Consider the following 12,485-nt stretch of genomic DNA (forward strand, 5'->3'; position numbering starts at 1 on the left):
CACACACAATTTATGCCGTATCTCCACTGCCGAAAAGGCGAGGCGCTACGGTTTTTTTTGGATGGGGGAGAGATTCATTGTTCTAGTGATTATGCGTTTTTGTAGAAATTATTCCCAAACTAGAAAGTGGATTACTATTAATTGGAAAAAAGAGATGTTACAATAAGCGGGAATTTACCAGCCACGGAGAACAGATGGAAGGGGCCAACAATGTGAATACAGCTAAGAAATTCGGAATCACTGTGCTGACGGGGGCGGCGGTTTTGCAGATTACAGGGGCAGTATCGGCGGAAGACACTGTAGAGACCGACCGCGTTATCGTTGAATTGGAGGCGGGGGCGACTAGCCAGGCGCTGACAGGAGAAAACATCGATGCACTGAACATCAACTCGGCCAATGAAGTCGTGACGGTCGAGGTGCCAAAAGGGCAAAGCGTGGACGACTACATAGAAGAACTAGGCACGTCGCCGGGCGTGGCGCATGTCGAGGCGGACCATTTGCTCAAGACGACGGCGGTGCCGAACGATCCGTATTATTCATTCCAGTATCATCATGAAATGATCGGCTCGGAACGCGCTTGGGAGAGAACGAGGGGCACGGCGGACGTATTGGTCGCCGTACTCGATAACGGCTTTGATTTGGACCATCCGGACTTGAAAGGCCGAGTGGTCAGTTCCTATGCGACCGCGACCAGCATGAGCGAAGACGACCATGGCACGCATGTGGCGGGTATCATCGGCGCTTCCTACAACAACCGAACGCTCGGCACGGGTGTCGCACCGGACGCTGGGTTGCTCGCGATCGACGTGTTCGAAGGCGAGCTCGCGTATTCGTCCGATGTCATCGAAGGCATTTATTATGCGGCGGATGCGGGGGCGGACGTTATCAATATGAGCCTCGGGAATTACTACAAGAGCGAGCCGTATCAAGCGGCGATTGACTATGCGCATGAACGCGGGGTGTTGGTGATCGCGTCTTCCGGCAATGATTACACGGACGACACGCATTATCCATCGGGCTACGAAAACGTCATGGCGGTCGGATCGACAGACCGCGCCGACCAGTTTTCAGGGTTCTCGAATTACGGAGCCGATCAGGACATCACGGCGCCCGGCACCGGCATTTGGTCGACGATCGCCGGGGGCAGCTTCGCTTCGATGAGCGGAACTTCGATGGCAAGCCCGGTCGTGGCAGGGGTTGCGGCGCTCGTGAAAGCGAACGAGCCGGATTTGACGAATGAAGAAATCGCCCAGCGGTTGTACGATACCTCGGTCGACCTCGGCGCAGCCGGAAAAGACCCGTATTTCGGCCACGGGCGGGTCGATGCGGAAGCGGCGTTGATGATTTTCGATATCGAACAGCCCGTTGTCAGCGATGTTTACGATAGCTCAGTGGAAATTACCGGCATTTTGAATCAGGCTGTGGAAGACGCCGTGATTACTGTCGAGAATGAAGACGGCGAAATCGCGCGCTTAGAAGACTATACAGGCGCGGGCAAGTTCAGCGTGGCGATTCCGAAGCAAATAGCAGGTGGCGTGTTGACGATAACGGTACGTGACCGCTATGGCAATGAAAGCGAAAAGCTGAAGATTGCCGTGGAAGAAACGGCGCCGGAAGAACTCCCGGAACGCATATCCGGCACTAGCCGCTATCAAACGGCGATTGCGATTTCACAAAGCGGCTGGGAAACGGCTGACACAGTGGTCCTCGCCACCGCAGGCGATTTCCCGGACGCATTGGCTGGCGGGCCGCTCGCCTACTTGGAAGATGCGCCGATTTTATTGACGCGTACAGGTGAACTTCATGCCGGAACGCGCAAGGAAATCGAGCGGCTGGGCGCCGACAAGGCGATCATCCTCGGAGGGAGCATCGCGATTTCCGGAGCGGTGGAAGCGGAACTCGAAGACATGGATCTTGCTACCGAACGCATCGGCGGCAAGTCGCGCTATGACACCGCGGCGTTGATTGCAGAGAAATTGGACTCGGATCGAGCGGTCGTCGCAAGCGGGTTGAATTTCCCGGATGCGTTATCTGTATCCCCGTATGCCGCGAAAAAGGGCATTCCGATTTTGCTGACGCGCAGCGGCTCCTTGCCAAAAGAGACCGTTTCCGCGCTTGAACGCTACACGTCGAGCTACGTCATCGGCAGCACCGGCGCCGTCAGTGAAGAAGTGTTCGCGCAGCTGCCGGACCCTGAACGTTTCGGCGGGAAATCGCGCTACGACACCGGTTCCGAAGTCGCGACACGGCTTCCGCTCGGCGATAGCCGCGCCTTTATCGCTACCGGACTGGACTTCCCGGACGCGTTGACGGGCTCTGTCTTCGCCGCGAAAAACGACGCACCGATTTTGCTCGTGCGCCCGGACCGAATCCCGAAAGCGACCGAACAGCAGCTGCCGGTGTATGGCGGCTTCTCGATCTTCGGGGGCACCGGCGCAGTGTCGGATGATGTGAAAAGGATGCTTCGGTAGCTGATAGTGTCCCTGTGTCAGACACAATTTGCGGGGCAGGATTCTTGATATATAGGGATTTTTCCGCTCGGATGTCCCTGTGTTAGACACAATTTACGCCGCATCACCACTGCCGAAAAGCTGGGGGATGCGGCGTTTTATTTTTGGATACATAGAACAACGGGCATGTAGAGTGATAAATTTTTTCTGGCGTTTTAAAGAAGGAAAGTGCAAGTGTGAATGACACAAAAACGTTCACAATTTTAATAATAATTTATCGTTATGGCGCTGATAATTAGCGTAAAATTATCAAAAAATGTATGCTTATTTTAACGGAAAGAATGTTCGGGACCTTATGAGCAGTCTTGGGTGGAGTGGATTTTGGAGTAGATGCAGTGCTCTTGCAGAGGGACATTTACTTATGAAAGGAACGAAAATCCAGCATGAAGTTAATCAAAGTCGCAGACTATAATGAAATGAGCCGAATCGCAGCCGATTATGTCATCGAGAAACTTCACCAAAACCCCAAAATCAAATTAGGTATGCCGACAGGCGACACTCCAAAAGGACTGTATAGGGAACTGATTTCCGATCATGTGAGGAACGGCACTTCCTATCAACACGTCCAGACATTCAATCTCGACGAGTACATTGGATTGTCCGGACAGGATTCCCAGAGCTACAGACACTATATGGATAGCTTTTTATTCGACTATATCGATATCGATAAAAAGAATACGCATCTTCCAAAAGGCGATGCAGAGGATGCATTTGCGGAAGCTGAGGCGTACGAAAAGCTTATTCAAGACAGCGGCAAGGTGGAATTGCAGATTCTTGGGTTGGGCGGCAATGGGCATATCGGTTTTAACGAGCCCGGCACCCCGTTCGAGTCAACGACGCATGTTGTGGATCTGACTGTGGAGACGAGAAGCGCGAACGCGAAATTTTTTGGGAGTTTGGATTCGGTGCCGAGACGGGCGATCACCATGGGGATAGCGACCATCATGGGAAGCGAAGAAATTCTCTTGCTCGTCTCGGGTGCTAAAAAAAGCGAGGCGTTGAGCCGCTTGGTCGAGGGGGGGATCGAAGAGGGATTTCCTGCTTCCGTGTTAAGGTTGCATCCAAACGCCACGATCATCGCCGATGAAGCAGCTTGTGTCCCTGTGTTGCACACAATTCAAGGGACGGAATTCCACGTATAGAAGCATTTCGCTTCGCGTGCGCCCCTGTGTCAGACACAATTTGACTTATATAAGAAAGCCTGGGTGGCTGCTGCTCCCAGGCTTTTTTGTGTGAAATTCGTAATAAGGGATATTCATTCCATTCAAAGAGCTGCAGCCACTTATGCCCATCGAAGCAAAAAGGGCAGAGAGCGTTTAATGTGATGTGCTCCGGGAAAACGACAATAAGCTTAAAAAAACTGTCGATATTTTACAAGTTGGAAGGAGAGAGTCAGGAATGGATATCCATCCTTTGTTATTGGTGCTGATCATTTTCAGCATCAGTTTAAGTTTTGTCACTTTGTCGACAATCCGCATGATTTTGATGGTGAAAGGCTATCAATATTCAGCAGCGGGATTGTCGATTCTTGAAGTCATCATCAATATTCTCGGCCTCGGGCTGGTGTTGGATAATTTGGCGAATGTGCAGAACTTGCTGGCGTACGCGCTCGGCTTTGCAGCAGGCATCATCGTCGGATCGAAAATCGAAGACAAGTTAAGCCTTGGCTATGTAACGGCGAATGTCATTTCGCAGGACAATAGCGGCCGGCTGGCTATTCAATTGCGCGATAAAGGATATGGCGTAACGGATTGGGAAACGAATGGCTATGAAGGCAAACGCAGCTCGCTGCAAATCCTCATGCCGAAAAAGCAAGAACCGGACCTTTACCGGATCGTCAAAGAGCTGGACCCCTCTGCTTTCATCGTCGCCTATGACGCGAAAACGATCTACGGCGGTTTCTGGATCCGCGCGTTGAAGAAGCGGACGATTACGGTGAGTGACTGAATGAATGTGTCCCTGTGTTGCACACAATTCACGGAAGCAGATGCTTGTCGCAGAGGGGTTTTGTGGTGTTCCTGTCCCTGTGTCAGGCACAATTCACTACTAAAAAAGCCGCACCCAACCGTCTTACGGTTAAGTGCGGCTTTGATTGTGTTGAAGAAGGGGACGCGGCAAAGATCAAAAAACTGCAGAAACCCAAAACTACATTTCCGGCGGAGCCATTTCTTCGACGTGTTTGTCTTCTTCTACGTTCTGCCTGTATTTCAAGCAATACTGGCAATAAGCGGCAATGGTTTGTTCATGAGGCTCCGGCATCAGGGCGGGGAGGATGGTGCGGTCTAAAAACGGCGGGGCTGGGAGATCCTCGTGCCAATAGAGCGGGAAAGAACTGTACGGATAATGCACCAGGCGCTTGACCATGGGGATGGAGGTTTGGATGGGGTTGCGGTGGATGTAGCTGCTGACGACCAATAAGCTGTGCGGCGAAGCGACTTCCTTGGCGAAAAATCGCTTTTGGTAAATACGCCCGAGATGCCCGTAACGCTTGCTGTAAGAATGGCTATAGCGGCGATTCACCAAGCTCATGATTTTGCTGAGTGAATCTTGCTTCGGTTTAATTAAAATATGGTAGTGGTTGGACATGAAGCACCAAGCGAGAATCGTGAATGGGTACCGCGCGTGGACATGCAGAAATGCGCGCATCAATTCCCGCATGTCTTCTTTGGTGCTGAATATAGCCTGCCGGTTGTTGCCGCCTATGACGACGTGATAATAGGAATCGGGATTGAACTCGCGTCTTCTCGTCATATGCGGCCACCGTCCGATCGGGCGGCGCCGCCAAATGGGTGGTGATCAGCACGATCTGGTAGAGGGGGAAGTAAGAGGAGGGCCGGGAAGCGTCTTCGGCGCACTGCATCCGGGTAGGGGGAAATGAGGAGAATGCTTATAAGAATCACTTCTTTCTATAGAGGATATAATCACGTTTAGTATAAGGGAAGCGCAGAAAATAGTATATAGAATTTTGCGTGGTATGAAGATGTCTCCGGTAGAATTGTGTGTAACACAGGGACAAGTGGACAGCGGAATGCCTCTGTACAGCGGATTTAGTCCGCTGAATTGTGCGCAACACAGGGACACACCCAGCCCCGCACATGGACAGAACCAAGAAAGAACCTTTCGGCTGAAGGGATTGTTTGAATATGCGAATATGGGGAATTTTTATACTGATGATCATTACAAGAGGAGGCGGTTTCATGAAGCAGAATATCGGCACGTATAACTCAATGTTCCGCATCGCGGGAGGCTTGACGCTGCTCGCGTATTCGACGGCGAAAATGGCGCGCGAAGGCACTTCCGCTTCACAGCTGGTACTTGCGTTTACCGGCGCCCAGAAAGTCGGGGAAGGCATTACGCATTACTGCCCGGTTGCGGATGCATTGAACCTGGAAGGCTCGAAATTCTTGAAATGAGAGAGACCGTCTCTGGCGAAAGCCGGGGGCGGTTTTTTTGTTTGAAATTGTGTCTAACACAGGGACAAGTGAGCGATAGAATGCCTCTGTACAGCAGATGTCCTGCGCTGAATTGTGTGTAACACAGGGACAGAAACGGCGCAACACAGGGACAGAAACGGTGCAACACAGGGACAGAAACAAAACCACGCAACACAGGGACACAACCAACAATCCGCCATTGAAAGGGTTTTCATGATAATATGAGTTTAACGGCAGTGCCGAGAGAAAATGGGGGAATGGATCTTGAAGACGATGGGATTTGTGATTAGCCGCAAGAATAACGAGAAGCGGCGGGCGATTTTGCCGGAGGATTTGAAACAGGTGGCACATCCGGAGCGCTTGTATTTTGAAGAAGGGTATGGCGATGTGCTGGGCTTGTCGGATGACGATTACCGTGCGGCAGGCGCCGAAATCGCGCCGCGCGAAGAAGTGCTCAAGTGCGATGCGATTGTCGATGTGAAGCTCGGCAACGCCGATTACCTGGACCAGCTCGAAGACGGCAAACTTCTGATCGGTTGGGCGCATGCTATCCAGGACATCAAGTTCACGGATGGTGCCATCGCGGGCAAGCATACGGTTATCGCTTGGGAAGAGTTGTTCGAAGGCGGCCGCTATATTTTCTACCGCAACCGCGAAGTGGCGGGGGAAGCGGCTGTCTTGCAGGCGTACCAGCATTGCGGCAAGATGCCGTATGAGACGCGGGTTGCGATTCTAGGAAATGGCCACACGGCAAAAGGCGCGATGCGCATCCTTCACGGGCTCGGCGCGGAAGTCGATGTCTACGGCAAACGGCTGGAGAATCTCTTTAAGGAAAAGATGGTCGATTACGACGTGCTCGTCAACTGCGTCATGTGGGACACGACGCGCACCGACCGCATCATTTACCGCGAAGACCTCAAGCGCTTGAAAAAAGGCGCGATGATCATCGATGTGAGCTGCGACCCGGAACTCGAGATCGAGACCTCGACGCCGACGACGATCGACAATCCGGTCTACACCGTGGACGGAATCATCCATTACGCCGTCGACAACACGCCGGCGATGTTTCCGCACACCATCACGAAAGTGCTCAGCACCGGCTTTGCGCCGATGCTCGACGAGTTGCTCGAAGGCCATATGTCCGAAATGGTCCAACAGGCGGTCGTCATCGAAGCCGGCGTCATTAAAGACCAGCGCATCACCGAGTTCCGCCAAGCGCGCGGATTGACTGTCTAATTAAAGAAGAAACGAATCATCCGCTCTTGTCGCGTTGACAGGGGCGGATTTTATTATGTTCGATTGCCTTGAAATAGTCATTGCGACCCAGTACCTCCCAATATATAATAAGTTAATTGATCTTTCAGGTGATATTCAACAGTTTTCTGATTTGTAAAGAACAATTAGGAAGTCAACATTCATAATAGAAGACACTAAAGGGGATAGAGAGACATGATGGCGACTGTTCACATCGAGACGGCGGATGATTTGGTCCGCATCATTGGGGAGTTATGGGAGGCGAAATCACTGCGTGCGGCAAAGGAATTTTTGGCCGGCATTCCAGATGAAGAGGAATTTTACCGCTTGATCCGCATGGCGGATGAATCCGATTTGTACGGCTACAGCAATTTGCTGGCGACTGCGAGCTATAAACGTTTCGGAAGCTTGCGGTCCTATGCGTGGCATTGCGTGCGTTTTATGGAAAACGGGCGCAGCCTGGAAGCGGAGGAAAGGATGCTGGCCCGCCTGCAGGGCATCCATGCCGATGCTTATGAGGACGAAGAATTGATGCATGCGCATCATTTATTGATGAAAGTTTATTGCCAGTTGAACCGCATCCCGGAGGCTGCCGAGCAATTGGCGCGCATCGAGGAACTCGGCGGGGCGCGCCCGGACCAGCAGGCGTTTTTCGCCATCCATAGCGGCGACTGGGAAGGCGCAGAGAACATCTTGTTGCGTGCTCTTCCGGAGACGGGCAGCCGCTGGAGCACGAGCATCCATCTTTTGTATGCGGACCTATTGGCGATGCGAGGGGCACCGGAACGTTCGCTTGAATTATTGGTGCAAGGCGCCGCAAAGTTTCCGCATGTTCACGCTTTTCGGACGGAACAGATTTCCAGGCTTCATCAGCTGAACCGTTTTGAAAAAGTCCTGAACGAAATGGACGCGGTTCTGGAAGCCAATCCTTTTCATTCGCGCAAACAAATGTTCATTCATTTGGCGGCGCATTGCTTGTACGAACTGGAACGTTTCGAGGAGCTGGGCCATTGGATTGCCAAGCATCCCCGCGAGTTGAAAGACAGCCTTTATACGAAAGCGGAAATCAACCCGCACGGCGCACATAACAAGCTGTCCTTAACGCCTGAAGTGCAAAAACTCAATTATTGCGTCCCGGCTTCGCTCTCGCTGATTTTGCAAGCATTCGGGCAAAAAGCGACACAAGACGAGATCGCCGCGCACGTCTTTGATGTGACGGGTTCGAAATTGCAGACGACGATGTCCTATATGGAGGCGCTCGGTTTTACTGCGCATTATTTCAAAGGAACTATCGAACGTTATAAAACTTTCATCGATGCCGGCGTCCCGGTGCTGCTCAGCATGATGATTGAAAACAGCGCCCACGTCCAGGTCGTGGTCGGGTACGACGACCGCCTGCAAGCGCTCGTCATCCAAGACCCGAATGATCTGGGGCCGTTTTTGGTCGCTTACGACGAAGTGCCGAAAATGTTCCGCATGACCGATTCACTGAGCATGGCGTTTGTGGACGGTTCCCGTAATGAATTGCTGGAGATTCTGGACTCGGCGGACCACCGTTTCTTTACGGAAATTTATGAACTTCTCGATGTCGAGCCGCTCCAAGAAGCGCAATTCGTGGAGTTTTTGGAGCAGCATACAGAGCAGCGCTATGCAGCGGTAATCGGATTGACGATGGCGCTTGCCGGCAAGTCCATCGAGTGGCATGAAACGTGGTTGGAGCGGCTGCGGGCTGAGTTTGATGCGCACGATGCCGAACTGGAATTACTGGAAGCGCATCTGTACTTCCAAAAAGATCAAGGCAGTAAAGCGCTGGCTGCATTGCGAGAACCGGCGCATGCCAGAAGCCCGTATGCCCTGTTTTTAAAAGCGGCCATTTCCATGAATGAAGGAAAAATGGAGCAAGCGATTCCTTTATTGAAACGGTCGATCGAACTCGACCACTACCAGCCGCTCGCCTATAGCCATCTGGCGCGTTGTTATTTGGACGGCGGGCGCATTTTCCAGGCCTATAAATGGTCGAAGATCGCAATCGGCCAATTGCCGGAGGACATGTATGCGCAAATTACGCACGCCCTCATCCAGTATGAATACGGCGCTGTCGAGCAGGCATACCGCCGCTTTGCGGAATTGAGCCAAAACCATCCGGACGATGGCTATTTCCTATATGAAATGGGACGCTGCCTGCAGGCACTGGACAAAACGGAGGAAGCGCTGGAACAATACCGCCAAGCGCTTGTCCTGGATTCGGAGCAACCTTTTGCGTATTTGCGCATGGCTGAACTGTTCATGGAGAAGGAGCGCTGGGCAGAAGCGCAGCAAATCATTGAAGAAGGCTTGAAGAAAGAGTTGAACCAGGACATTCTTCATTCGTATCTGGGCCATATCGCGATTGAACAGCAACAATTCGAACAAGCGGAGTCGGCTTACAGGCGTGCGTATGAGCTGGATCCCGAAGATTTGTTCACGCCTGTCCACATCGCGCAGGCCCTTTACGGCCAAAAGCGCAACAACGAAGCATTGGCGTTTTTGAAACAGGGGCTGGAACGGGCCGATGCCGGCTATCGTCTCCGTGCTGCTGAATTGATCCTGGAACAAGCGGAGGACGTGGCTTCTGCTGGTGAAGCCTTGAAGATCATCGAAGACGGCTTCGCGCTTTCCGAAGGCGAAGATCTGCATATGCTCGCTGAACGCTATAGCGAGTTCGGCGCGGCTCCGAGCCTGCTTCACCGCGTCATCGCTGGATTGAAAAAGCTGCGCAAGACCGGCGCACCGCAAATTCTCTGCCTGGAAGCGGAACTTCATGAACTGGCCGGCAATCCGCGGTTTGCGAAGCATCTGTACCAGTCGGCGGGGAACTTCCCGTTGGCACTCGCCAAACAAGGGCAGCTGGCAGAGGCGAGCGGCGATATCGCACAGGCCATTGCCTATTACGAGCAAGCGGCTGGCCAGGAAGCCGGTTATGCGCCGGCACTTGGCGGGTTGGTGCGCTGCTACCGGGAAAGCGGGAAAACCCAAAAAGCATTTGCCGCGGCGCTGGATTTTATCGCAGCCGAGCCCTTGTCCGCCGTATTGCCGGATTTGGCAGGATTTGCTGCGACGCCTGCCGATATCGATAGATTAAACCGTTTGCTCGACCGGATTGAAGACCAAGTGCCGGCGGAATGGTTGTATGCCGCACGGGCACATGTCCATGAAGCAGCAGGCGAACTCGAGGCGGCGGAGACGCTTTTCCTTCAGGCGAATGAAGAACCGAACGCGTTCCCGTCGCGTTTCCAATATGTGCAATTTTTGAATCGCCGCGGCGAACATAAACGCGCGCTGGACAAGCTCAAGGACTTGCTTTCGGAAACACCGCAAGAAGAGGAATTATACGGCGAATACGTTGTGACACTGGAAACGCTCGGAAAGATCCCGTTCCTTAAGCGCAATTTAGAGAAATGGCTGCCGGCAGATGCCCAAGCCGCGGCGTATGGGCTTGCAGCCGGGGCAATGATGGGCCGTCTGGAACAATTGGAGGAACAACCGCCTGCTGGTTTCATCAAACGCCTGCGCCACCGCAGCAAACGCTTGATGTTCGCCAGCACCATCATCACGCTGTGTGAAACCGCCGCCAAGCTGGCACCGGAAAGTGAAGACGCAGCGATCCAATTGGCGCAATTTTATTTGAACCGTGATATGGCGAAAGAAGCGGTCGAGGAATTGACACCGTATGCAAAAACGAAAGCGCCCGGAGAAGCGCAGCGCATGCTGATTTTTGCCGAACTGCAATTGGCGGAAGAGACCGGCAAGCCGAAGCATTACGAAACGGTCATTCAGCGCTTCAAAGATTACGGGGAGGCGGCGCCGCTCGATGCGGAAATGCTCGCCTGGTGGAGCGAAGCGCTGGAAATCTTAGAAGATATCCCAGGCGCGCTCGAGAAACTGGATGCCGCCATTGCGCTGGAACCGTTCAATCCGGACCTTTATATTCGCAAATGGAATGCTTTGGAGTCCATGGAATGCGAAATGCGCATGGAACTGGAAGACAATTTGCCGGAAGAACTGCATTACGCGGAATGGCTGATTCTTGCAAGGGCGTCGAGCTATTCGACGAAACGGCACGGGCAGCGGGCGAAAGAGCTGATCCAGCCGCTCCTTGAAGAAATGCCGCATTTCGTCGCGGCGCGGTATGAGCTGGCGCGCGCGCAAGCGGCAAGGCATCAGCCACTGGCCGCAAAGGCAATTCTAAAGGAACTACTCGAGACGGAAGAGGCTTCCGCGATTTGGGAGATGGCAGTGGAAGAGGACCTATTCGCTTCATTTCTTGTGGAGCTTTCTAGTCCATAAAGAGGAAGAAAGTCTCTCGTGCAATAATTCTGAATATGATATTGTGAAGTAGAATAAGACTGCACGGATTACAAGTCACGGACCATATACCTGAAAGGGGCGTTCCGTATGAAGTTAGAAAGTATCCGCACATTTTTATCTACGCTTCTCGAATACCGCGGCGTGCGCATTACCCAGACTTTCAATTCCGATGACGGCAAAACGCTTATCGTTCAGTGTGAGCCAAGCACCGGCGGGCTGGTCATTCGCGACATGTCGAACGGCATGGCGTGGGAATACCAAACGCTCGAAGAAGCGACGCAGTTCATTGACAGCTATTTGCACCCAGAGACACCTAAAGTCAACGCCTGAACAGTTATGTTCAGGCGTTTTTTTGAGCTTATAAATAGTATTCAACGATGGAATTTCATACAATTCGTTTAGAACGATGCGAAAGGGAGACGCAGGATGAAAAGACTAATGGGCTTGATGGGACTGCTGGTGTTGCTGATTGCGGCATGCGGCAGCGGCGGATACGAGACGATCGCGATCGAGGAAGTGGCGGCAAAGCAGGAAGCGGGCTACACGGTGCTCGATGTGCGTGAGCCGTATGAATACGAAGAGGCGCATATTGCCGGCGCGGAGAACAAGCCGCTCAGCACGCTTCGGGAAGAGGAATTTTCCGGCTTATCGGAAGACCAGCAGTACGTGGTGATTTGCCAGTCGGGGAACCGCTCCCAGGAAGCGAGCGCAATTTTGCATGAAGCAGGATTTGAAGTAGTGAATGTATCGGAAGGCATGTCGTCGTGGGAAGGCGATGTGGAGTAAGGGCCGCTCAACATATGCCGCTCCGTTTCTGTGGAGAAACAGTGCAAATAGCATTTAATGTTTTCCGATAAAATAAACCTAAAATTATTATACACATAGCATCCGACATTACATGTGGACAATTGATATTGTCATCGTGTGAAGAAGGGTGCTT

9 protein-coding genes are annotated in these 12,485 nt (G+C 52.5%); 8 read left to right on the forward strand and 1 reads right to left on the reverse strand.

The annotated features are described in order from the left end of the window. Positions 1–212 precede the first annotated feature (212 nt). From AB9R92_RS13530 to AB9R92_RS13540, 3 genes are all read left to right on the forward strand, one after another. Complete coding sequence (locus tag AB9R92_RS13530) at positions 213–2,471, forward strand: S8 family serine peptidase (RefSeq protein WP_370669947.1); 2,259 nt, start codon at positions 213–215, stop codon at positions 2,469–2,471. A 422-nt stretch (positions 2,472–2,893) separates the two neighbouring features. Then, positions 2,894–3,652 carry a glucosamine-6-phosphate deaminase gene (gene nagB / locus AB9R92_RS13535; protein ID WP_370669948.1) on the forward strand — a complete coding sequence of 253 codons (759 nt, stop codon included), beginning with the start codon at positions 2,894–2,896 and terminating at the stop codon, positions 3,650–3,652. A 256-nt stretch (positions 3,653–3,908) separates the two neighbouring features. Then, a complete protein-coding gene (locus AB9R92_RS13540) occupies positions 3,909–4,457 on the forward strand; it encodes a DUF2179 domain-containing protein (RefSeq protein ID WP_370669949.1) in 549 nt (182 codons plus the stop codon). A 198-nt stretch (positions 4,458–4,655) separates the two neighbouring features. On the opposite strand, the gene AB9R92_RS13545 is transcribed toward AB9R92_RS13540, so the two are convergent. Continuing rightward, positions 4,656–5,261: an REP-associated tyrosine transposase gene (locus AB9R92_RS13545; RefSeq protein ID WP_370669950.1), complete on the reverse strand. Its 606-nt coding sequence runs from the start codon at positions 5,259–5,261 to the stop codon at positions 4,656–4,658. A 446-nt stretch (positions 5,262–5,707) separates the two neighbouring features. Here AB9R92_RS13545 and AB9R92_RS13550 point away from each other — a divergent pair, with 446 nt between their 5' ends. The 5 genes from AB9R92_RS13550 to AB9R92_RS13570 all read left to right on the forward strand — a co-directional run bounded on the left by AB9R92_RS13550 (position 5,708) and on the right by AB9R92_RS13570 (position 12,331). Next, complete coding sequence (locus AB9R92_RS13550; RefSeq protein WP_370669951.1) at positions 5,708–5,923, forward strand: YgaP family membrane protein; 216 nt, start codon at positions 5,708–5,710, stop codon at positions 5,921–5,923. A 294-nt stretch (positions 5,924–6,217) separates the two neighbouring features. Next, positions 6,218–7,180, forward strand: a complete 963-nt coding sequence (locus AB9R92_RS13555) for a N(5)-(carboxyethyl)ornithine synthase (RefSeq protein ID WP_370670114.1) — start codon at positions 6,218–6,220, stop codon at positions 7,178–7,180. Between the two features lie 213 nt (positions 7,181–7,393). Further along, a complete protein-coding gene (locus tag AB9R92_RS13560) occupies positions 7,394–11,524 on the forward strand; it encodes a tetratricopeptide repeat protein (protein ID WP_370669952.1) in 4,131 nt (1,376 codons plus the stop codon). Between the two features lie 108 nt (positions 11,525–11,632). Continuing rightward, entirely contained in the window at positions 11,633–11,875 is a 243-nt protein-coding gene (locus AB9R92_RS13565; protein ID WP_370669953.1) for a hypothetical protein, read from the forward strand. Positions 11,876–11,971: 96 nt separating this feature from the next. Continuing rightward, complete coding sequence (locus tag AB9R92_RS13570) at positions 11,972–12,331, forward strand: rhodanese-like domain-containing protein (protein ID WP_370669954.1); 360 nt, start codon at positions 11,972–11,974, stop codon at positions 12,329–12,331. Positions 12,332–12,485: the final 154 nt, after the last annotated feature.

Origin of the sequence: Planococcus sp. SSTMD024 (assembly GCF_041320495.1) — a bacterium.
GTDB lineage: Bacteria > Bacillota > Bacilli > Bacillales_A > Planococcaceae > Planococcus.

Bases quoted from the DNA above. Each gene is read 5' to 3' on its own strand.
- AB9R92_RS13570 (WP_370669954.1), top strand. From the start codon at position 11,972: ATGAAAAGACTAATGGGCTTGATGGGACTGCTGGTGTTGCTGATTGCG.
- nagB (WP_370669948.1), top strand. From the start codon at position 2,894: ATGAAGTTAATCAAAGTCGCAGACTATAATGAAATGAGCCGAATCGCA.
- AB9R92_RS13555 (WP_370670114.1), top strand. From the start codon at position 6,218: ATGGGATTTGTGATTAGCCGCAAGAATAACGAGAAGCGGCGGGCGATT.
- AB9R92_RS13565 (WP_370669953.1), top strand. From the start codon at position 11,633: ATGAAGTTAGAAAGTATCCGCACATTTTTATCTACGCTTCTCGAATAC.
- AB9R92_RS13550 (WP_370669951.1), top strand. From the start codon at position 5,708: ATGAAGCAGAATATCGGCACGTATAACTCAATGTTCCGCATCGCGGGA.
- AB9R92_RS13540 (WP_370669949.1), top strand. From the start codon at position 3,909: ATGGATATCCATCCTTTGTTATTGGTGCTGATCATTTTCAGCATCAGT.
- AB9R92_RS13560 (WP_370669952.1), top strand. From the start codon at position 7,394: ATGATGGCGACTGTTCACATCGAGACGGCGGATGATTTGGTCCGCATC.
- AB9R92_RS13545 (WP_370669950.1), bottom strand. From the start codon at position 5,261: ATGACGAGAAGACGCGAGTTCAATCCCGATTCCTATTATCACGTCGTC.